19 protein-coding genes are annotated in these 20701 nt (G+C 68.5%); 12 read left to right on the plus strand and 7 right to left on the minus strand.

Going from position 1 to position 20701, the window contains the following annotated elements:
* Nucleotides 1-29 precede the first annotated feature (29 nt).
* Nucleotides 30-1247: a TerD family protein gene (locus IM25_RS05415; protein ID WP_033097518.1), complete on the plus strand. Its 1218-nt coding sequence runs from the start codon at nucleotides 30-32 to the stop codon at nucleotides 1245-1247.
* Between the two features lie 3 nt (nucleotides 1248-1250).
* Complete coding sequence (locus tag IM25_RS05420; RefSeq protein ID WP_033097519.1) at nucleotides 1251-2738, plus strand: TerD family protein; 1488 nt, start codon at nucleotides 1251-1253, stop codon at nucleotides 2736-2738.
* A gap of 21 nt (nucleotides 2739-2759) precedes the next feature.
* Here IM25_RS05420 and IM25_RS05425 read toward each other — a convergent pair whose 3' ends face one another.
* The gene (locus tag IM25_RS05425) at nucleotides 2760-3284 is read right to left on the minus strand and encodes a pyridoxamine 5'-phosphate oxidase family protein (RefSeq protein WP_033097520.1); all 525 of its coding nucleotides are present in this window, start codon (nucleotides 3282-3284) and stop codon (nucleotides 2760-2762) included.
* Nucleotides 3285-3456: 172 nt separating this feature from the next.
* Between IM25_RS05425 and IM25_RS05430 the strand changes: the two genes are divergently transcribed.
* The 9 genes from IM25_RS05430 (at nucleotide 3457) to IM25_RS05470 (ending at nucleotide 12405) form a co-directional block, all read left to right on the plus strand.
* A complete protein-coding gene (locus IM25_RS05430) occupies nucleotides 3457-4584 on the plus strand; it encodes a DUF418 domain-containing protein (RefSeq protein WP_442971911.1) in 1128 nt (375 codons plus the stop codon).
* A 125-nt stretch (nucleotides 4585-4709) separates the two neighbouring features.
* Complete coding sequence (locus IM25_RS05435) at nucleotides 4710-5033, plus strand: putative quinol monooxygenase (protein ID WP_006550720.1); 324 nt, start codon at nucleotides 4710-4712, stop codon at nucleotides 5031-5033.
* Between the two features lie 198 nt (nucleotides 5034-5231).
* Entirely contained in the window at nucleotides 5232-6797 is a 1566-nt protein-coding gene (locus tag IM25_RS05440) for a long-chain-fatty-acid--CoA ligase (RefSeq protein ID WP_065995838.1), read from the plus strand.
* Nucleotides 6794-7858, plus strand: a complete 1065-nt coding sequence (locus IM25_RS05445) for an MBL fold metallo-hydrolase (protein WP_006550722.1) — start codon at nucleotides 6794-6796, stop codon at nucleotides 7856-7858. Before IM25_RS05440 ends, IM25_RS05445 begins: the two co-directional genes overlap by 4 nt.
* Before the next feature lies 1 nt (nucleotide 7859).
* Nucleotides 7860-8621 (plus strand): crotonase/enoyl-CoA hydratase family protein, encoded by a 762-nt coding sequence (locus IM25_RS05450; RefSeq protein WP_006550723.1) that lies wholly within the window; start codon nucleotides 7860-7862, stop codon nucleotides 8619-8621.
* 2 nt (nucleotides 8622-8623) lie between these two features.
* Nucleotides 8624-9418 carry an enoyl-CoA hydratase/isomerase family protein gene (locus IM25_RS05455; protein WP_033097523.1) on the plus strand — a complete coding sequence of 265 codons (795 nt, stop codon included), beginning with the start codon at nucleotides 8624-8626 and terminating at the stop codon, nucleotides 9416-9418.
* A gap of 44 nt (nucleotides 9419-9462) precedes the next feature.
* A complete protein-coding gene (locus IM25_RS05460; RefSeq protein WP_006550724.1) occupies nucleotides 9463-10332 on the plus strand; it encodes a LysR family transcriptional regulator in 870 nt (289 codons plus the stop codon).
* A 4-nt stretch (nucleotides 10333-10336) separates the two neighbouring features.
* Complete coding sequence (locus IM25_RS05465) at nucleotides 10337-11248, plus strand: LysR family transcriptional regulator (protein ID WP_065995839.1); 912 nt, start codon at nucleotides 10337-10339, stop codon at nucleotides 11246-11248.
* A gap of 56 nt (nucleotides 11249-11304) precedes the next feature.
* On the plus strand, nucleotides 11305-12405 hold the full coding sequence (locus tag IM25_RS05470; protein WP_084294964.1) for a class I SAM-dependent methyltransferase: 1101 nt from the start codon (nucleotides 11305-11307) through the stop codon (nucleotides 12403-12405).
* A gap of 77 nt (nucleotides 12406-12482) precedes the next feature.
* Here the strand turns inward: IM25_RS05470 and IM25_RS05475 are convergent, their stop codons facing one another.
* From IM25_RS05475 to fabG, 3 genes are all read right to left on the minus strand, one after another.
* A complete protein-coding gene (locus tag IM25_RS05475; RefSeq protein ID WP_065995840.1) occupies nucleotides 12483-13343 on the minus strand; it encodes an endonuclease domain-containing protein in 861 nt (286 codons plus the stop codon).
* A gap of 173 nt (nucleotides 13344-13516) precedes the next feature.
* On the minus strand, nucleotides 13517-14728 hold the full coding sequence (locus IM25_RS05480; RefSeq protein WP_006550728.1) for an acetyl-CoA C-acetyltransferase: 1212 nt from the start codon (nucleotides 14726-14728) through the stop codon (nucleotides 13517-13519).
* 40 nt (nucleotides 14729-14768) lie between these two features.
* The gene (gene fabG, locus IM25_RS05485; protein WP_019290608.1) at nucleotides 14769-15509 is read right to left on the minus strand and encodes a 3-oxoacyl-ACP reductase FabG; all 741 of its coding nucleotides are present in this window, start codon (nucleotides 15507-15509) and stop codon (nucleotides 14769-14771) included.
* A gap of 166 nt (nucleotides 15510-15675) precedes the next feature.
* On the opposite strand from fabG, the gene IM25_RS05490 reads away from it, so the two are divergent.
* Nucleotides 15676-16860 carry an acyl-CoA dehydrogenase family protein gene (locus tag IM25_RS05490; RefSeq protein WP_065995841.1) on the plus strand — a complete coding sequence of 395 codons (1185 nt, stop codon included), beginning with the start codon at nucleotides 15676-15678 and terminating at the stop codon, nucleotides 16858-16860.
* 126 nt (nucleotides 16861-16986) lie between these two features.
* Here IM25_RS05490 and IM25_RS05495 read toward each other — a convergent pair whose 3' ends face one another.
* Genes IM25_RS05495 through IM25_RS05505 form a run of 3 tightly spaced genes read right to left on the minus strand, consistent with a single transcriptional unit; the run spans nucleotide 16987 to nucleotide 20592 of the window.
* Nucleotides 16987-18642 carry an AMP-binding protein gene (locus IM25_RS05495; RefSeq protein WP_033097575.1) on the minus strand — a complete coding sequence of 552 codons (1656 nt, stop codon included), beginning with the start codon at nucleotides 18640-18642 and terminating at the stop codon, nucleotides 16987-16989.
* A gap of 14 nt (nucleotides 18643-18656) precedes the next feature.
* Nucleotides 18657-19421 (minus strand): SDR family NAD(P)-dependent oxidoreductase, encoded by a 765-nt coding sequence (locus IM25_RS05500; protein ID WP_006550732.1) that lies wholly within the window; start codon nucleotides 19419-19421, stop codon nucleotides 18657-18659.
* 40 nt (nucleotides 19422-19461) lie between these two features.
* On the minus strand, nucleotides 19462-20592 hold the full coding sequence (locus IM25_RS05505) for a thiolase family protein (protein ID WP_033097525.1): 1131 nt from the start codon (nucleotides 20590-20592) through the stop codon (nucleotides 19462-19464).
* Between the last annotated feature and the right edge of the window lie 109 nt (nucleotides 20593-20701).

Below are 20701 nucleotides of genomic sequence, written 5' to 3' on the forward strand. Positions count from 1 at the left end.
CGGTCACCGACACAGTGAGGACACATCTCTTGCCGACTCCGCTCTCCAAGGGTCAGAACGGACCGCTCACCGCATCCGACGTCGTCGTCTCGCTCGAGCTGACCACGCCCGCCGATCTGTCCGCACTGCTCGTCAAGGCCGACGGCAAGGTGCGCTCCGACGCCGACTTCGTGTTCTTCAACCAGCCCACCGGGCCGGGTGTGCGTCTCGTATCCGGCGCGCCCGGGCAGGCGGCCTCGCTCGCCGTGTCGCTCGCGCAGGTTCCCGCCGACATCGATCAGGTGCGCGCCGTGATCACCCTCGACGACGCGTCGAGTAGCTTCGGCCGGTTCGCACCGCCCACCGCGCGCGTGTCCGACAGTGCGGGAACGGTGTTGTACGAGTACCGGATCGACGGACTGAGCACCGAGTCCATCGTGATCGCGCTGGAGTTGTACCGGCGCCAGGGCGCGTGGAAGGTCCGCGCCGTGGGCCAGGGATACGCGGGCGGTTTCGCGGCGTTGGTGACCGATCACGGGGTCAGCGTCGACGACGCACCCGCCCAGCCTGCTGCCGCACCTCAGCCCGTCGCTCCCACGCCGGCTCCGGCCCCGCCCGTGCAGCAGACACCGCCTCCGGCACAGCAGACACCTCCGGCACAGCCTGCGGAGGTCAGCCTCACGAAGAACCGCCCGGTAAGCCTGGTGAAGGGCCAGAAGGTCACCCTCCGCAAGGACGGCGGCGTCGCGCTGACCTTCCTGCGCATGGGGCTCGGCTGGGATCCAGTGGAGAAGCGTGGCCTGTTCGGCAACCGTTCCGCCGACATCGACCTCGACGCCTCGGCCGTGATGTTCGCCGACAACCAGATCGCCGACGTCGTGTACTACGGCCAGCTGCAGTCGAAGGACGGCTCGGTCCAGCACCAGGGCGACAACCTCACCGGTGCCGGTGAGGGCGACGACGAGGTGATGCTCGTCGACCTCACGCGGGTCCCCGCCCATGTCACGACGGTGATGTTCATCGTGACCTCCTACAAGGGCCACACCTTCGAGCAGGTGCAGAACGCGTTCTGCCGTCTCGTCGACGGCACGATCGACACCGAGCTGGCCCGCTACACGCTGCAGGGCGGCATGCCGTTCACGGGCATGGTCATGGCGAAGGTCTACCGCCAGGGCAGCGAATGGAAGCTGCAGGCCATCGGCGAGGGCATGCAGGCGAAGCATCCCGGTGAGGCCGCGCCGCAACTGGGCCGGTTCCTGGCCGTCTGACCGGTGGGCGAACTCTTCACAGCGGGGCGCAACGCCCCGCTGCCGACCCGCACGGCCCGTTTCACGGCGACCGCATCCGTCCCTCTGGACGTGTGCGCGTTCGTCGTGGACGACGGCCTGCAGGTGGCGTCCTCCGACGACGTCGTGTTCTACAACCAACCGACGACGGCGGGCGTTCGGCTCGAGGGCAAGGTGATCGTCGTCGACGTCGACGCGGTCCGTCCCGGCGCACGCGTGCTGTGTGCGGTCGGCTGCGAGCGACCCGCAGCGGTGTCGACCTCGCTGTGCGACGCGGCGGGCACCGTCCTCGCGTCGTTTCACGTGGAACCGGCGGTCGGTACCGAGACGGCGCTGCTGTGCTGGGAGATCTACCGTCGTCACGACGAATGGAAGATCCGCGCCCTCGGCCAGGGATACGCCGGTGGACTCGCCGAGATGTTCACCGCGCACGGGGTGGAGGTCGAGTCACCCTCCGACGCGGAGAAGGTGGCCGCTCCCGGGCCCGGCCCGGTCATCGGCCTCTCACCTCTCGAGGTGCTGTGGCAGATCTTCGAGGACGCCGCCCGATCGGCCGCCGCGTACACGTCGAGTGCGGAGTTCGCCCAGCACCGTTTCGACGACGAACTCTCGACAGCGGCGGCCGATCCCGCCCGGCGCATGGAGCCCGAGGCCGACCGTGCCCGGGCGCGTGCGCAGCAGCGCTACGACGAGCTCGTCGGTGTCGCCGAGGCCCGCTACCGCGACGACAGCGCGGTGCTCGCCGCCGAACTGCTCACCGTCGACGCGACGTTGCCGCCCGCACTCGCATCCTGGATCTCCCCGGCCTGGATGCACGTGCACCTGCCGAGCGACGGCGTGCGGGTGGGTGAGGTGACGGCGCCCGATCTGGGTCCGCTGCGCATCCCCCTGTGCCTGCCGGCACCGCTCACGCGACCGTTGTGGATCGACGGCGACCCCGCCGACCTCGGTCCCGTCGTGTCGTCCGTGGTCGTGCGGCTGCTCACGGCCCGGCCCGACACCCTGCTGCACCTCGTCGATCCCGGGCGGACGCTGCCCGCACTCGAACCCCTCACCGCAGCCCGACTTGCCGGACCGCCCGTCCACGACCGGTCGCGGGTCCCCGCCAGACTCCGGGGGCTGGCCGACGCGGCGGACCTCGACGCGCTCGCCCGGCAGGTCGACGCAGAGACCGCCTCACCCGTGTTGCTGGTCCTCGCCGGGTTCCCCTACGGCTACGACCACGACGACCTGCTCGAGATCGTCCGGATCGCGCGTACCGGCAGTGCCGGCCGGGTCTCGGTCGTCCTCGCGGGTGATCCCCCGGACGATCGGGTCGCGGAGATCCTGTGGGACGAGGCGCAGAAGCTTCCAGTCGACGGGGAGCTGGCCGATCCGTGGACGGGAGGCCGATGGACGTTCGTTCCCGACAGCCTGCCCACCGAGACCGAGCATCTGCGCGGCGCGCTGGGTGGTAGTTCGCTTCCGGACTGATCGTCCCCTCGCACAGAGGGATCAGCGCCGATCGACGAGTGTCGTGACATCGGGCGCGTACACGGTCATCCAGTGCGGGTTCAGGCGGTAGTAGACCACCTCCTCGCTCCAGTCGAACGCGTCCCCGCCGTAGAACGACTGAAGGTAGGCGAGCAGTTCGGGCCAGTCGTCGGCCGGCTCACCGCCGCGCGGGTTGAGAATCTCCACGTGGCCGTGTGTGAACACGCCGAGGTCCTCCCCGCGCATGTGCGCCGCGCTGGCCGCGGGACGCGCGGCGAGATGCCGGGCCTTGGCTGCAGTGGGGGCGGTGCCGAAGTACCACTTGCCGTGCAGGAAATGTCCGTCCACAGCACTGATGCGCGGTTCCCCGCCGGCGGTGACCGTCGCCAGCGAGAGGACGCACATGCCCGTGAGCACCTCGACGAGCTGCTCGGCCGTGAGGGTCCGCGACGCGTCGACGATCGACCTCAGGTGGGATGTGGACCGGGACAGCGACGTGTCGAGGAGCACCTGGAGGTCGGCGAGCTCGGTGGGGGTTTCGTGCATGGCTCCATGTTCACATCACCGAGGCTCACGGGACCCGACAGTTCCTGCTCTGTTCTCCTCGCCGATGTCTGCTCTCGGGGAGATCACCGAACGCGGGTCACCCGCATGGAGGACCCGTCATCCCCCGGTCGGCCGACGCGCGCCGACCCCGCCGCATCGCATGGTGAGGATCATGACGGTCACCGGTTCGACGACGCGACAGCAACGTATCCTCGCCCTCGACGTGGCCCGGGGGATCGCCATCCTCGGCACCTTCGCCGCCAATGTCTGGATCTTCACCGACCCCGCCGGGATCGTCGGATATCTCGCCTCGATCGGCACCGATCCGTGGCCGCAACGCATCCTCATGCAACTCGCGCAGGGAAAGTTCCTCGGGTTGCTCACCCTGATGTTCGGGATCGGCCTGGCCGTGCAAGCGGCGTCCGCTCAGCGAGCGGGGCGGCCGTGGCCCGGCGGTTACCGGGTACGCGCCGCCCTGCTCTTCGTCGACGGGATGGTGCACTACCTGCTCGTCGCCGAGTTCGACATCCTCATGGGGTATGCGCTGACGTCCATGCTCGTGTGCGGGCTCGTGATCTCCTCCCGTCGTGTGCGGCTGTGGGTCGCGGGTACGGCCGTCGCTGTTCACGCGCTGGCCGTGACCGCGCTCGTCGTGGCGCTCGCCAGTTCACCGCCGAATGCGGAGACCCCCGAGCTGACCACCGCCACCTGGTGGGACATGATCGTCTTCCGCGTGGACAACGCCGCTGCGTTCCGCGCCGAGGTGATCTTCGTGATCCCGATGACGGTCGCGCTGTTCCTGACCGGCGCCGCACTGTATTCCTCCGGGCTGTTCGACAGCAGAGGTGCGGTGCTGCGCCGGCGGCTGATGGTGGTCGGGGCGATCGCAGCACCGCTCGACCTCGCCGTGGGTCTGTTCGGCGGTGCCGCAGGTGTATTCGCAGCGCGCTACGGCATCGCCCCGTTCGTCGCGCTCGGCCTGCTGGCGTGGATCGCCCACTTCTACATCGGCAGGGCCACCACCGGCACGGTCGGCACCGCCTGTGAACGCATCGGGCGGACCGCGCTGAGTTGCTACATCCTGCAGAACATCGTCGCGTCGGTGCTCTGTTACGACTGGGGATTCGGTCTGGCGAAGACCGTGGACCCCGCCATGCGGGTCCCGTTCACGATCGCGGTGTACATCGCGGTGGGAGCGGTGATGGTCGTCGGATCCCGTTGGTGGCTCGGCCGATTCCGCCAGGGACCGGTCGAATGGGTGTGGCGGGTGTCCTACGAGCGGCTGACGGAACGTCGCTGACGTGTCGGGTTGCCTCGTGGGGGTCTGCCGCTCGGTCACGGATTCGACGCCCTCACCGGTGAGTACGGCGATATGTTCGACGAAGGGACGATCCGTCCCTCCAACATCTACCGACCGGAGGCAAGATGATCTTCATCGTGGTCCGTTTCAAGGTGAAGCCCGAGTACCAGGACAGCTGGCTCGAGACCACCGCGGAGTTCACCGAGGCGACTCGCAGCGAACCCGGGAACCTGTGGTTCGACTGGTCCCGCAGCGTGGACGATCCGTCCGAGTTCGTTCTCGTCGAGGCGTTCCGCGACGGGGACGCCGGATCCGAGCACGTGAAGTCCGATCACTTCCGCAGGGGGCTCGACGCAATGCGGCCGGCGCTGGTCGAGACTCCGCGCATCCTCAACACGGAGATTCCGGGCACCGAGTGGGGCCGGATGGGTGAACTGCAGATCGACTGATCGATCGCCTCGAGACCGACGTCGTGTGCGAGACCCGTCGGGGATTTCGCACACGACGTCGGTCTCGATACGCGCCCATAGGTTTGCCCTAACGTTGCGTACGGCTGCAGGTCTTTGTGGCAGCAGTCACGATCGTGATCGACTGGAACGGCGTGGACGGCATGTCCGCGCGTCGGCCGTGTCGATCAGGAGCGTGATGTGAGCGAGTTGCACCTTCCCAACCGAATCCGGCAGCTGGCAGTCGAACATCCGGATCGTGCGGCGGTCAGCTCCGGCGGAACCACACTCACCTGCTCCGAGTTCGACGCGCTCACCAACCGGGTCGCCTCGGCGCTCGCGACCGTTCCGGCGACGTCCGAGCGCATCGGCGCACTGCTGCGCATGGGCCTACCCGGCGCGTCCTCGTTCGTCGGCTGCGCCAAGGCCGGACTGGTCTTCACCCCACTCAACTGGCGCCTGAACCCGGGCGAGATCGCCGACATCGCCGACGACGCGCAGCTCGACGTCCTGATCGTCGAGGACGAGTTCGCCGCATCGGCCGGGGCTGCCGCCACAGTCCTGCCCGCCGTACAGATCGTCGTGGTCGGCGACGCCTCCACCGTTCCCGGTGCACGGTCGTGGGACGACTTCGTCGCCTCCGGTGACGACATCGACCCCGGCTTCGGCGACGACCCGCGGACCGAGGTGCTGCAGCTCTACACCTCGGGCACCACAGGTCGACCCAAAGGTGTTGTGGCGACGCATCACAACCTGTTCAACGAACCGCAGAACTTCGCGCTGTACGAGTTCACCGAGGACTCGGTGTCCCTCGACGCGCTGCCCCTGTTCCACATCGCCGGCGCCGGCTGGATGAGCACGACCCTGTCGGCGGGATTGCACCTGGTGTTGCTCGGTGAGATGCGCCCGAACCTGTTGGCGGCCGCCATCTCCGAGCACGGCATCACCCACGCATTCCTCGTGCCGTCGGTGATCAACATGCTCGTGGAGATGCCCGACCTGTCGGACTACGACCTGTCGGCGCTGCGTCTGGTCGCCTACGGCGCCTCTCCCATCACGCCCACGCAACTCGCCCGCGCCATGGACACCCTCGGCTGCCGCTTCGTGCAGCGTTACGGGATGACCGAGACGATGGGCGCCCTCACAGCGCTACGTGCCGAGGACCACGACCCGCACGGTCCGCGCTCCTACCTCCTACGTTCGGCCGGCACCGGGCTGCCGGGGATCGAGGTCCAGATCCGTGACCTCGCCACCGGCGAACCGCTCCCCCGCGGCGAAACCGGTGAGATCGTGAGCCGGTCGCGCAACAACACACAGGGTTACTGGCGACGCGAGGCCGAGAACGCCGCCCTGTTCACCGAGGACGGTTTTCTGCGCACCGGCGATGCCGGGCACATCGACGAGGACGGCTACCTGTTCGTCACCGACCGCGTGAAGGACATGATCATCTCCGGGGGTGAGAACGTCTACCCGATCGAGGTCGAATCGGTCATCTCCGAACATCCTTCCGTCGCCGAGGTCGCAGTGGTGGGAGTTCCGGACGACCGGTGGGGCGAGGCCGTGACCGCCGTCGTGCGGGTCGCGCCCGGAGCCGAGACACCGACCGAGGCCGAACTCCTCGAGTTCACCGTCGAACGTCTGGCTTCCTACAAGAAGCCCCGGCACATCCACTTCGTCGACGAGTTGCCTCGCAACGCCAGCGGCAAGATCCTGAAGCGCACACTGCGCGACGAGTTCGCTCCTGCACGGGAAGGAACGACGTCATGATCGTCACCGAGGATCTCGGTACCGTCCAGCGTGAAGCGTGGGCGGCCGGCGTACTGCCACCGGTCGAAGAGGTGCGGCCAGGACTGTGGTCGATTCCGGTTCCGATGCCGAAGAACCCGCTGCGGTACGTGCTGTCCTATGCGCTCGCCTTCGACGACGGCCTCGCCCTGATCGACCTCGGTATGGACACCGAGGAGTCGTGGGACACCCTCGTGGCCGGTGTCGCCGCGACCGGCCATCACATCACCGAGGTGCGCTACGCGGCGATCACTCACCTGCATCCCGACCATTTCGGTCTGGCACCCCGGTTGAAGGAAACGACCGGCGCTGTGATCGCGATGCACGCCGCCGACGCCGCCGCCCTCGGGCACTTCACCCCGGAGGACGCCGCCGCCGACAAGGAAGCATGGCGCGTAGACCTCACCGGACTCGGCGCACCGCCCGAGGTCGTCGAGGCCGCCCGCTTCGAACTCGTCCGCTTCCCCCGAGGCGAGAGCGCGGATGTCGTTCTCGCTCATGGTGATCGACTCGATCTGCCCGGGTGGAACATCGAAGCGGTGTGGACGCCCGGCCACACGCCCGGTCACCTCGCCTTCGTCGACCGCGACCGCGACTTGCTGTTCAGCGGCGACCACATGCTCCCGCGCATCAGCCCCAACATCTCCTCCGGCCCCGGCGAACTGGGCGACCCGTTGCACCGCTACCTGCTGTCGCTGCATGCGACGACGGCTCTGCCGGACTGCGAGGTGCTGCCCGCCCACGAGTACCGGTTCCGCGGAGTCACCGAACGCGCACGCCAACTCATGGACCACCACGAGGTCCGTCTCGACGAGATCCGCGATGCCGTCGCGTCCAGGCCCGAGTCGACGGCGTGGGAGATCACGACCCGCGTCACGTGGTCGCGTCCTATCGATGTGATGGATCCCCGGCTGCAGCGACTCGCCGTCCGCGAAACCCAGGCCCATCTGCTCGTTCTCGCCGATAGAGGCGACATCCGTTCCGACGGTGGAACTCCCGCCCACTGGACTCTCTCCACTCCGACCCATACGAAGGAAAACTGACATGAGCGTTGTCCTCACCGAATTCGCCGACGGCGTCGCGGTGTTCACCCTCAACCGCCCCGAGGCCAAGAACGCCGTGAACCTGGAGGTCTCGGAGGCGTTGGCCGCGGCCATCGACGAGTTCGAGGCACGCCCCGACCTGACCATCGGCATCCTCACCGGTGCCGGCGGAACGTTCTGCGCCGGAATGGATCTGAAGGCGTTCGCACGCGGGGAGCGCCCGTCGATCCCCGGCCGCGGTTTCGGTGGCCTCACCGAGGCACCGCCGAGCAAGCCGCTCATCGCCGCAGTCGAGGGCTGGGCCCTGGCCGGTGGATGCGAGCTCGCCCTGTCCGCCGACCTGATCGTCGCGTCGCGCGAAGCGAAGTTCGGTATCCCCGAGGTCAAGCGCGGACTCGCGGCGGCGGCCGGCGGCCTGCTGCGCCTGCCGAAGATCCTCCCCTACCCGCTCGCGATGGAACTGGCCATCACCGGTGACCCACTCACCGCCGAGGTCGCCCACCAGCACGGCCTGGTCAACCGCGTCACCGAGCCCGGTGAAGCACTCACCGTGGCAAAGGAACTCGCCGCCCGCGTCGCGGCGAACGGCCCCCTCGCCGTCAAGGCCACCAAGCAGGTCGTCGCGATGGCCGCCAACTACACCGACCCCGACGCCTTCGTCGCGCAGCGCAAGTTCATCGACCCGGTCTTCGCGTCGGCCGACGCCAAGGAAGGCGCCCGGGCGTTCGCCGAGAAGCGCGCACCGGTCTGGAAGGGCGAGTAGGAATGTCGGATGTTCTGGTCGCGCAGGACGGCTCGGTCGCCACGATCACGCTGAGTCGACCGGAGCGCAAGAACGCGATGACGGTCGAGGCGTGGCGGTCGTTGCGTGAGACGTTCGGTGCGCTCCAGCACGACGATTCCGTCCGCGCCGTGATCCTCACCGGCGCCGGTGGTGACTTCTGCACCGGTGCCGACATGGAGCGGCGCGACTCCACCCATCCCCTCGACCGTATGCGGGAGATCAACGAGACGGCGCTCGCCGTCGCGGAGTTCTCGAAGCCGTTGATCGCGCAGGTCGAGGGGTATGCGGTGGGCGCGGGATGGAACATGGCGTTGCTGTGCGACGTGGTCGTCGCCTCCCGCACCGCGAAGTTCGGTCAGATCTTCGCGCGGCGCGGACTGTCGATCGACTTCGGCGGGTCGTGGATCCTGCCGCGCCTCGTGGGACTGCACCAGGCGAAGCGTCTGGTCATGCTCGCCGACATCGTGTGCGCCGAGGAAGCATACGACCTGGGCCTGGTGACCGAGCTCGTCGAGCCCGACGCCCTCGCCGGTCGCGCCGCCGAACTGGCCGCGCGGCTGGCCGCCGCCCCGCCGGTCGCGGTGAGCATGTCGGCGCGGATGGTCGAGCAGGGTTCGTCGCTCACGCTCCGCGAAGCACTCGAGAACGAGGCCCGCTCGCAGGCGATCAACCACGCGACCGACGCCCCCGATGCGATGCGTGCATTCGTCGACAAACGCGAGCCGTCGTTCACCGGCGGATGGCGGGTACCGCGCCCGGTAGACACCCCTTCCTGACGGTTGCGTCCGGGACGGTTCTGAGCGTCACCTACGATAATCGGGTGGACTTGCACCTCGTGACCTATTTCGTGGCGGTCGTCGACCACGGCGGGATCACGAAAGCTGCTCAGGCACTTTACATTTCGCAGCCGTCGTTGTCGCAGGCCATCCGCACCCTCGAACGCCGCCTCGACACGACCCTGTTCGACCGCACCGGCCGACGGCTCACCCTCACCGAGGACGGTCGTGTCCTCGAGGGCGCCGCACGCCGCATCCTGGCCGACGTCGAGCGGGCGAAACAGAAGGTCGCGGCGGTGCGCGATCTCCAGGCCGGTCGCGTCGAGATCGTCACCTTCGCGACGTTCTCGATCCACCCCGTCATCGAGTTCGTCCAGCGCTTCCGTCGGCGCTACCCCAACCTGACCGTGCGGGTGAACGACGCCGAAGGCCCTCCCGGAGTCCACGCGGCGCTGCGCCGCGGCGAGGCGGAGATCGGCATCACCGACCTGTCCGTCGATCACGCCGGCATGATCACCGTTCCGGTCCTCGAGCAGGAGATGGTGCTCGCCGTGCACCCCGACCTCGCCGCCGACGTGCCCGACCCCGTCACCCGGGCCCAGGTCCGCGACTTCCCGCTGGTCCTCGACCTCGGCTCCCGCGCGAGCGCCGCACGCACCGGTGAACTGCTCGGCGATCAGAACGTCGTCGTCGACTGCGCCAACCAGGCAGCCCTGTGGCAGTTCGTCGAGCGTGGCACCGCCGGGACGATCGTGCCGCGTCGCGTCGCCGAGAAGCAGATCCCCGGTGCGGTCGTCCGGCCCCTGGACCCACCGTTCCGGCGTCCCGTCGGATTGGTGATGCGACCCGGCGATCTGTCCCCCGCTGCCGCCGCATTCGTGGCGACCACCACCGGCACCCCCTGGGAAGCGTGACGACATGGAGTTCCGTCAGGTCGAATACTTCCTCGCCGTCGTGGAGAACGACGGCATCAACGGCGCGGCCGCCGAGCTCGGCGTCGCCCAGCCCACCGTCTCCCAGGCACTGCGCAGCCTCGAGCGCGAGCTGGGGGTGCAGCTGTTCCACCGCATCGGGCGCGGCATGGTGCTCACCGCGGCGGGCAAGGCACTGATCGGCCCGAGCCGGCAGATCCTCCGCGATGTGAACGCGGTCGAGGAGCTGCTCACCGTGTCGACGACCGAGGTGACGGGCCGACTGGATCTGATGGTCTTCCCCGCTCTCGCAACCGGCCCGATCGTCGACCTGGTCTCCGAGTTCCGCCGTCTCCATCCCAAAGTCACCGCGCGCCTCGGTGATCTGCGTGCGGAGGAGTTCACCGCGTCGGTCATCCACGACGGCTACTGCGAGTTCGTCGTCACCCATCTGCCCGTCGAGGACGAGGTGGGTCTCGAGATCATCGAGCTCGGACAGACCGAGTACTGGCTCGCCTATCCCCCCCGCACCGACCTGCCACCCGGGCCGCTGTCCTTGGCCGAGCTCCCCGACATCCCGATGGTGTTCGTGCCGCGCGGCGGTGGCTCCGTGAGCGACGCGATCGACTACGCAATGCGGCAGGCCGAGGTGCGCCGTCCCATCTCCGTGCTCACCGATCATCGCGAGGCCCGCCTGCCGATGGTGCTCGCCGGTCTGGGTGGGTCGTTCGTCGAACGGACGCTCGCCGAGTCGGCGCAGGACGTCGCGGTGGTCCGTCCGTGCGAGCCGACCTTCGCGCAGTCGTACGGACTGGTGTTCGACCCGGCCTCGCTGTCGAAGGCCGGTCGCGCCTTCGTCGACTTCGTGCGGTCGTCCGAGGAGTCCGGCGCGGAGGAGCAACTCCCGACGGAACGGTGACATCCGGGGATCCGGGGGCGACGATGGTGGGGACGACATCCACTTCTCCTCGGGAGATGATCCGTATGTCCACCTCGACGACTTCCTCCGTCCACCTCGATTCCGTCGACGCGTACGCGCAGCGCGTCCTCGATTCCGTCCTCGGCACCATGGACACCCTCACGATCCTGATCGGCGACCGTCTCGGCTGGTACCGAAGCCTCGCCGACGACGGACCTGCGACGGCCGACGAACTGGCCGAACGCACCGGAACCCACCCGCGGTACACCCGCGAGTGGCTCGAGCAGCAGGCTCTGACCGGTCTGCTCGACGTCGACGACGGCGATCCCCCACGCTTCACGCTGTCTGCGGTCGGTCGCGAGGTACTCACCGATCCGCACAGCCTGGCGTACATGGCGCCGCTCGCCCGGATGATCGTCGGCGCGACGATGCAGCTTCCCGGTCTGCTCGAGGCGTACCGCAACGGTGGCGGCGTGAGTTGGAGCCAGTTCGGCCGCGACGTGTGCGAGTCGCAGGCCGACGCGAACAGGCCGCTGTTCGAGAAGGCGCTGCCCGATGCTCTGCGGTCGGTACCGGAGGTCGACCGGGTGCTCGGGCAGCCGGGCGCGCAGATCGCCGACATCGGCTGCGGCGGGGGATGGTCGACGATCACGATCGCGCGCACCTATCCGGATGCGAAGGTTCACGGCTTCGACATCGACGCCCCGTCGGTGGAGATGGCCCGGTCGAACCTCGCGGAGAATGCCGATGTGGCGCAACGGGTCACGTTCACGCAGTGCGACGCGTCCGAACTGCCCGATGGAAACTTCCAGGCGGCCTTCGCATTCGAGTGCGTCCACGACATGCCCCGACCGGTCGAAGTGTTGGCTGCCGTACGGCGGTCGCTCGCACCCGGCGGGTTCATGATCGTCATGGACGAAGCGGTCGCCGACACCTTCACCGCGCCCGGCGACGACGTCGAACGGCTCATGTACGGCTACAGGCTCACCATCTGCCTCCCTGACGGTATGAGCCACACACCGAGCGCCGCGACGGGCACCGTCATGCGTCCCGCGACCCTGCGCCGCTATGCCCTCGATGCCGGTTTCACCGAGGTCGACGTGCTCCCCATCGAGGATTTCGGCTTCTTCCGCTTCTACCTCCTCCGCACCGAATAGCGTTGCCCGTCGAAAGTTCGGGGAGGTTGTGTTCGCGTTTCTCGAAAAACACGCACACAACCTCCCCGAAGTTCTGCTCAGACGGGCGCACCGGCCGCTCCCAGAGCACGCCGCACCCGTTCGACGAAGACTTCGGGCCGCCGGTAGAGGAGGTCGGCGCCGACCCGGATGACCGTCCACCCCAGTTCGGGCAGCACCGCGTACCGATCGATGTCGCGGGTGCGCTGAGTGGGGTCGGTCCAGTGCTGCACGCCGTCGTACTCCACGAGCACCCGCCACTGCTTCCATCCCATGTCGGCTCGCGCCACGAACACGTCGCCGTCGAAGATCTCGATCTGGGTCTCCGGCGGTGGGAGACCGGCACGGACGAGGAGCAGACGCGTGTGGGTCTCGGGCGGTGACGCAGCCCCACCGTCGACGAGGGCGAGCACCCGCGGCACGGCACCGATACCGTGTGCGCCTTTGCTCCTCGTCGCGAGTTCCTCGATCTCAGGCACCTTCAGGCCGGTCGCGTTGCAGAGCGCGTCGATCGTTTCGACGGCCCGATCGAACGGCATTCGTCGGGCGAGATCGAAGGCCGTCTGCGCCGGTGTGGTCGCGAACATCCCGTCGACCACGCAGGTGTCGAGCTTCGGGGCGCGTCGGACCGAGATGCCCGGCGCCGACCGGACGTGATCGGAGCGGACGAGTTCGGCCGCCGCATCCGGGTCGAGCCATCGAGTGCCGTGCACGGCAGCGGCGGACACTCCCGCGAGGACGCCGCGGCCCTGCGACCACAACCATGCCGCCTTCGCACGCAGCAGCAGGGTGGCCGGGATCTCTCGTCGGATGTAGACGTCGCGGTGGAGGGGGACGAAGTCGCGTGCGAGCCGATGCCGCGTGACGACGCCGGCAGCGAGTGCCGCGCGTCCCGAGAACGGTTCGTCGAAGTCGATCACGCGCCGAGCATGCCGGGCGCGACGCGCCTCCTGACGCCGCGTCGAGGCCCGGTTGTGGACAACCCGGCGTCATCCCCAGCCCGGTCACCTGCGACGAAAGAAGTTCGGGGAGGTTGTGTCCGGGCTTTTCGAGAAAAACCGAACACACCCTCCCCGAACCGGGAGCTGTCTGCTTACGCGACGCGCTCGAAGATCGCTGCCAAGCCCTGGCCGCCGCCGATGCACATGGTCTCGAGGCCGTAGCGGGCCTCGCGACGGTGCAGCTCGCGGGCGAGGGTGGCGAGCATGCGTCCGCCGGTCGCGCCGACCGGGTGGCCGAGCGAGATGCCGGAGCCGTGGACGTTGGTGCGCTCGAAGTCGGCCTTGCCGAACTTCCACTCGCGGGTCACGGCAAGGGCCTGCGCGGCGAACGCCTCGTTGAGCTCGATGATGTCGACGTCGGCGAGGGTGATGCCCGCCTTGGCGAGGGCGACCTCGGTGGCCGGCACGGGGCCGATGCCCATGACCTTGGGCTGGACACCGGCGACGCCCCACGAGACGAACCGCACCAGCGGGGTCAGGCCCAGCTCGGCGGCCTTCTCCGGGGTGGTGACGATGGCCATGGACGCGGCGTCGTTCTGGCCGCTGGCGTTGCCGGCGGTGACGGTGGCCTCGGGGTCCTGCTTGCCCATGATCGGCTTCAGCTTGGCGAGGGTCTCCAGGCTGATGTCGGGACGCGGGTGCTCGTCGGTGTCGATGACCTCGTCGCCCTTACGGCTGCTCACCGTGACGGGGATGATCTCCTCGGCGAGGATCCCGTTCTTCTGGGCGTGGACTGCACGCAGGTGCGAGTTCAGGGCCAGCTCGTCCTGCTCGTCGCGGGAGATCGAGTACTCGCGACGCAGGTTCTCCGCGGTCTCGATCATGCCGCCGGGCACCGGGTAGAAACGGCCACCGGCGGTCGAGCGGGCTCGGACCAGCCCGTCGTGCATCTGCACACCGGTGCGGGCGCCGCCCCAGCGGATATCGGTGGAGTAGAACGCCGCGTTGCTCATCGACTCGGTGCCACCGGCGACGACGAGATCGTGGTCGCCGTTACCGACCTGGAAGGCGGCCTGGATGACGGCCTGCAGGCCCGAACCGCAGCGACGGTCGATGTGCATGCCGGGCACCGTGATCGGCAGACCGGCGTCGAGAGCGACGACGCGGCCGATGGCCGGGGCCTCACTGTTGCCGTTGCAGTGGCCGAGGATGACGTCCTGAACCTGTTCGGGCGCAACACCGGTGCGCTCGAGTAGACCCTTCAGGGCTGCGACACCGAGATCGACTGCGGTGAGGGACTTGAACATTCCGCCGTAGCGGCCGATCGGGGTACGGACCGGCTCGCAGATGACAACTTCACGCATGATGACCTTTCGGGAAGAGAGGGAGGTGACGGATGGACCGTCACATGAAGCGGCCGCCGGTGACCTCGAGGACGGTGCCGGTCATGTAGGAGGACATGTCGGACGCGAGGAACAGTGCGACGGAGGCGATCTCGTCGACCTCGCCGGGGCGGCCCATGGGGATCTCGGCCATCTTCCGGTCCCATGCCTTCTGCGGCATGGCCTCGGTCATCGCCGAACGGATCAGGCCGGGCTGGATCGCGTTGACGCGGACGCCGTGGTGCGCCATCTCCTTGGCGGCGGCCTTGGTGAGGCCGACGATGCCCGCCTTGGCGGCGGAGTAGTTGGTCTGGCCGACCATGCCGACCTTGCCGGACAGCGAGGAGATGTTGACGATCGCGCCGCGCTTGGCCTCACGCATGATCGCGGCGGCCTTGCGGGTGCCGTGCCAGGTGCCCTTGAGGTGCACCGAGATGACGAGGTCGAAGTCCTCTTCGGTCATCGTGCGCATCGTCGCGTCGCGGGTGATACCGGCGTTGTTGACCACCACGTCGAGCGAGCCGAAACCGTCGACGGCCTCGGCGAGGAGGGTGTCCCAGTCGGCGGACTCGACGACGTTGGCGCGCACGGCCCGGGCCACGTCGCGCCCTCCGAGCTTCTCGGCGGCGGCGGTGGCGGCATCGAGATCGAGGTCGCCGATCACGACGCGGGCGCCGGCGTCGACGAACGCCTGCGCGATGGCGAAGCCGATTCCCTGAGCGCCACCGGTGATCACGGCAGTGCGGTTCTCCAACAGAGACATCTATGATTCCTTTCGGCGGGGCTCGGGACGGCCCCCAGGCAAGTCGATGCTCCGAATATAACGGCGAACCGGCCGGTAGAACGGCTCTCATCCATCGACAATGCCTATACGGGAATGGCGCCATTCGTATTGGACACCTCCCCGCGGCCGCACGAAGGTTGTAGACATGACACTCTCCATCCCGGCCCCCGAGGTCGACGAGGACGACTTCCGCGAGATCCTCGCGCAGACCCGCGCGTTCGTGCGCAACGTGGTCGTGCCGCGCGAGCAGGAGATCGCCGAGACCAATGCGATTCCCGAGGACATCCGCCAGGCCGCGAAGGACATGGGCCTGTTCGGATACGCCATCCCGCAGGAGTGGGGCGGCCTCGGCCTGAATCTGCAGCAGGACGCGGAACTCGCGATGGAGCTGGGTTACACGACCCTGTCGCTGCGCTCGATGTTCGGCACCAACAACGGCATCGCCGGCCAGGTGCTCGTCAACTTCGGTACCGACGAGCAGAAGCAGCAGTGGCTCGAGGGCATCGCCTCCGGCGAGGGCGTCGCATCCTTCGCCCTCACCGAGCCGGGCGCCGGCTCGAACCCGTCGGGTCTGCGTACCAAGGCCGTGCGCGCCGGTGACGACTGGGTGATCACCGGCGAGAAGCGCTTCATCACCAACGCGCCGCTGGCGAACCTGTTCGTCGTGTTCGCCCGCACCCGTCCGGCAGACGGGAACGGCACCGGAATCGCGGTCTTCCTCGTCCCCGCCGACACCCCCGGCCTGACGGTGGGCAACAAGGACGCCAAGATGGGCCAGGAGGGCGCCTGGACCGCCGACGTGCACTTCGACGACGTGCGTGTGCCGAACTCCGCGCTCGTCGGCGGCAGCGAGGACGTCGGCTACAAGGCCGCCATGGTCTCGCTCGCCCGCGGTCGCGTGCACATCGCCGCACTGTCGGTCGGCCAGGCCCAGCGCGCACTCGACGAGTCTGTCGCCTACGCCGCGACCGCCACGCAGGGCGGCAACCCCATCGGAAACTTCCAGCTCGTGCAGGCGATGATCGCCGACCAGCAGACCGGTGTGATGGCCGGCCGCGCCCTCGTCCGCGACGCCGCGAAGGCGTGGGTCGAGGAGACCGACCGCCGCATCGCACCGTCGGTCGCGAAGCTGTTCTGCACCGAGATGGTCGGCAAGGTCGCCGATCTCGCCGTCCAGATCCACGGTGGCACCGGCTATATGCGCGAGGTGCCGGTCGAGCGGATCTACCGCGACGTGCGTCTGCTGCGCCTGTACGAGGGCACCAGCGAGATCCAGCGTCTGATCATCGGCGGCGGACTCGTCAAGCAGGAGCAACAGAAGAACTCCTGACCTTCGGGGCGCGGTTCCGGAACAGGTACGTCCGGAACCGCGCCCGAACCGATTCTTGCGAATCACCTTTCACCGCATACGAAGAAAACCCCGGCATCGGATGCCGGGGGTTTCTCGTGTGCGGGGTCAGGAGACCGTCAGTCGCGATCGCAGATCGGTCTTGAGGATCTTGCCCGCGGCGGAGGTCGGCAATGCGTCGACCACCACCACTTCACGGATCTTCTTGTACGGCAGGACCTGTTCGGCGACGTACGCCTTCAGCTCCTCCGCGGCGGGCTCCTCGCCGTCGACGGGGACGACGAAGGCTACCGGCTCCTGACCGATCGCGCCTGCCTCCCGCCCGACGACCGCCGCAGTGGACACCTTCGGGTGGGTCACCAGGATCTCTTCGAGCTCACGCGGATACACGTTGTAGCCCTTGTAGATCAACATGTCCTTCGCCCGGTCGGCGATGTACACGAATCCGTCGGCATCGCGGTAGGCGATGTCGCCGGTGGCGAGCCAGCCGTCGACGTACTGTTCCGCGGTGATCTCGGGGTGTCCGAGATATCCGTCGGTGACCTGCGGTCCGCGGATCCACAGTTCGCCGAGCTCTCCGTCGGGGAGGACGACGGTCGGATCGATCTGCGAGCGGATCTCGAGTTCGGTGTCGAAGACCGGGAGGCCGACGCTTCCGAGGCGGTACTCCGAGTCGATGACGAGCGGCATCGCCGTGACGACGCAGGTGCCCTCGGTGAGCCCGTAACCCTCCGCGATACGTGCGTTGGGGAACGCACGCTCGAGGTTCCCGAGGGTCACGTGGTCGATCGGAGCGGCACCGGACGACACGACCCGCACGGTGGACAGGTCGCGGGTCTCGACGTCGGGATGCGTAGCGAGGGCGTGCCACATCGCCGGGCTGCCGGTGATGTAGCCGGCCTCGTACCGTTCGATCAGCTCGAGCATCCGGGCCGGATCGAAGCGACCCGCGAGGACCTGGGTCAGGCCGCACGCGAGAAGGAACGACGTGTTGATCAGCGCGTGCGCGTGGAACAGCGGCGACACCACGATCGTCGAACCCTGACCCGGGACCGCACCGGCGATTTTCAGGTCGCCGATCGGTTCGAGCGAGATGCGCCCGTCGACATCGGCGACCAGCTGGTGCCCGGCGCGCCACGCACACATCTGCGTGACGTTGCCGACGACGTTGCGGTGCAGGACTCGCACGCCCTTCGAAATGCCGGTCGTGCCACCGGTGTACGCGATGTGCGCGATATCGTCCGGACTGGTGACGACCGGTTCGAAGGTCTGCGGACGTCCTTCGAGCGCATCGCCGAAGCGCACGGCACCCGGCGCGGTGACCGCTTCGTCGGAGACGACCGCGATCAACCGGATACTCGTTCCGGACGCAGCCCGGAACAGGGTGTCGGCCTGTGCGGAACCGGTGACCGCCGCGGCTGCGGAAGTCTCCTCGATCTGCCGGCGCAGACCCGGTTCGGGCTGCAGCGGATTCACGAGCGTGACCGCCGCTCCGACGCGGAGCGCACCGTAGTAGGCGATGTGGAACTCGACGCAGTTACCGAGGTGCAGGAGCACCACGTCGCGGGCCCGCACCCCGGCCTCGTGCAGCACGCCGGCGAACTGCGCCGAGCGTGCGTCGAGGTCGTTGTAGGTGAGCACCCGGTCGCCGTCGATCACCGCGGGACGGTCGCCGTAGACGGCGGCGAGGCTCGGTGCCCACACCGCCATCGTCGTCGCCGGGTACGACAGCCTGCGCTGTGCGAGGTCGGAAGCCGAGGTCATGGTCGACGCCCGGTTCACCGCGGTGCCATACGGATGGCGCCGTCGAGGCGAATGGTCTCGCCGTTGATGTAGCCGTTCTCGAGGATGTTCGTGGCCAGCTGCCCGAACTCGTCGGGCCGGCCCAGACGCGACGGGTTGGGCACGGTCGCTTCGAGCGACGTGCGGACGTCCTCGCGCAGGCGGGCGAGCAGCGGGGTGTCCATGATGCCGGGGGCGATGGTGTTGACGCGGATGCCCTTGCTGGCGAGGTCGCGTGCGGCGACGATCGTCATGCCGACGATGCCGGCCTTGGACGCCGAGTAGTTGATCTGGCCGATCTGGCCCTCGAAGGCCGCGACGGAGGCCGTCATGACGACGGCGCCACGCTCGTCCTCGATGAGGTCGAGTTCGGCCATGCGCTCGGCGCCGAGGCGCAGCGCGTTGAACGAGCCGATGAGGTTGAGGCGGATCACGAACTCGAAGTCCTCGAGCGAACCGGCCTTGCCCTCCTTGTCGAGGATGCGCATCTTGCGTCCGGCGCCGGCGCAGTGCACGACACCGCGCAGGCCGCCGCGCTCGTGCGCGACGTCGAGAGCCGCAGCGAACTGCTCCGAATCGGTCACGTCGCCGGGGGCGAAGACGGCGCCGTCGCCGAGCTCCTTGGCGATCTCCTCACCGTTCGAGCCGGGGAGGTCGATGAGGGTGACGTTGCCGCCGGCGGCCAGGACGCGACGTGCCGTGGCGAGACCGAGACCGGACGCTCCGCCGGTGACGGCAACGGACAGACCCTTGAGTTCCATAGTGTTTCCTTCGGATTCGTAGCAGCTGGGTGACGTGAGATCAGAGCAGTTCGAGGATGGTGGCGTTGGCCATGCCGCCGGCCTCGCACATCGACTGCAGACCGTAGCGGATGCCGTTGTCGCGCATGTGGTGCACGAGGCGGGTCATGAGAATCGCGCCGGAGCCGCCGAGGGGGTGGCCGACACCGATCGCGCCGCCGAGCGGGTTGAGGCGGTCGGGCTTCGCACCGGTCTCGACCTGCCATGCCAGCGGCACCGGCGCGAAGGCCTCGTTGATCTCGAAGGCGCCGATGTCGTCGATGGACAGACCGGAACGCTCGATGGCCTTCTCGGTGGCGGGGATGGGGCCGGTGAGCATGACGACCGGGTCGTCGGCGGCGACGACGGCGGTGTGGATGCGTGCGAGCGGGGTCCAGCCCTGCGCCGCGGCGTATTCGCTGGTGGTGATGAGCAGGGCGCCGGCACCGTCGGAGATCTGCGAGGAGTTGCCGGCGTGGATCACGCCGTCCTCCTTGAAGACGGTCTCGAGCTTGGCAAGCGACTCGACGGTGCCGCCGCGGCGGATGCCCTCGTCGGTGGCGAACTCGCCGACCACGGCGATCTGGCCGGTGAAGGCGCCCGCGTCGGTGGCGGCTGCGGACAGTTCGTGCGAGCGCAGCGAGAATTCGTCGAGCTGCGTGCGGGAGAAACCCCACTTCTCGGCGATCATCTCGGCGCCGATGCCCTGGCTGAAGCCGCCGACCTCGAAGCGGTCGAGCACGTTCTGCGGGAAGTGCTGACCGTCCTTGCTGGCGCTGCCCATCGGCACACGGCTCATGGACTCGACACCACCGGCGATCACGACGTCGTTCTGGCCGGAGATGACGGTCGCGGCGGCGAAGGACACGGCCTGCTGGCTCGATCCGCACGCCCGGTTGATGGTGGTGGCGGGGACGGTGACCGGCCATCCGGCCGCGAACACGGCGCTGCGCGAGACGATTCCGGCCTGGTCGCCGACCTGGCTCACACAACCCCACTGGACGTCGTCGATCGTGGCGGGATCGAGGCCGGTCCGCTCCGCCAGTGCGGTCAGCACGTGGGCGGACAGGTTGACGGGGTGGATCTCGGACAGTGCACCACCTCGACGTCCGATGGGGGAACGGACGGCGTCGACGATCACGGCATCGCGCATGCGAATCGGTCCTTTGCTGTTGCGGGACACGGTTGCCGGGCAACCGTGGTGGGAAAAGACGACCGGCCGGGTGGTGGTCCTCACATTCGAGGAGACCATGCACCCGGCC

The organism is Rhodococcus sp. p52 (assembly GCF_000763325.2).
GTDB lineage: Bacteria > Actinomycetota > Actinomycetes > Mycobacteriales > Mycobacteriaceae > Rhodococcus > Rhodococcus pyridinivorans.

What these genes read in the sequence shown, in the direction of transcription:
- IM25_RS05480 (WP_006550728.1), bottom strand. Translation starts at nt 14,728, where the DNA reads ATGCGTGAAGTTGTCATCTGCGAGCCGGTCCGTACCCCGATCGGCCGC.
- fabG (WP_019290608.1), bottom strand. Translation starts at nt 15,509, where the DNA reads ATGTCTCTGTTGGAGAACCGCACTGCCGTGATCACCGGTGGCGCTCAG.
- IM25_RS05505 (WP_033097525.1), bottom strand. Translation starts at nt 20,592, where the DNA reads ATGCGCGATGCCGTGATCGTCGACGCCGTCCGTTCCCCCATCGGACGT.
- IM25_RS05435 (WP_006550720.1), top strand. Translation starts at nt 4,710, where the DNA reads ATGATCTTCATCGTGGTCCGTTTCAAGGTGAAGCCCGAGTACCAGGAC.
- IM25_RS05445 (WP_006550722.1), top strand. Translation starts at nt 6,794, where the DNA reads ATGATCGTCACCGAGGATCTCGGTACCGTCCAGCGTGAAGCGTGGGCG.
- IM25_RS05430 (WP_442971911.1), top strand. Translation starts at nt 3,457, where the DNA reads ATGACGGTCACCGGTTCGACGACGCGACAGCAACGTATCCTCGCCCTC.
- IM25_RS05470 (WP_084294964.1), top strand. Translation starts at nt 11,305, where the DNA reads ATGATCCGTATGTCCACCTCGACGACTTCCTCCGTCCACCTCGATTCC.
- IM25_RS05500 (WP_006550732.1), bottom strand. Translation starts at nt 19,421, where the DNA reads ATGGAACTCAAGGGTCTGTCCGTTGCCGTCACCGGCGGAGCGTCCGGT.
- IM25_RS05455 (WP_033097523.1), top strand. Translation starts at nt 8,624, where the DNA reads ATGTCGGATGTTCTGGTCGCGCAGGACGGCTCGGTCGCCACGATCACG.
- IM25_RS05450 (WP_006550723.1), top strand. Translation starts at nt 7,860, where the DNA reads ATGAGCGTTGTCCTCACCGAATTCGCCGACGGCGTCGCGGTGTTCACC.
- IM25_RS05490 (WP_065995841.1), top strand. Translation starts at nt 15,676, where the DNA reads ATGACACTCTCCATCCCGGCCCCCGAGGTCGACGAGGACGACTTCCGC.
- IM25_RS05425 (WP_033097520.1), bottom strand. Translation starts at nt 3,284, where the DNA reads ATGCACGAAACCCCCACCGAGCTCGCCGACCTCCAGGTGCTCCTCGAC.
- IM25_RS05465 (WP_065995839.1), top strand. Translation starts at nt 10,337, where the DNA reads ATGGAGTTCCGTCAGGTCGAATACTTCCTCGCCGTCGTGGAGAACGAC.
- IM25_RS05495 (WP_033097575.1), bottom strand. Translation starts at nt 18,642, where the DNA reads ATGACCTCGGCTTCCGACCTCGCACAGCGCAGGCTGTCGTACCCGGCG.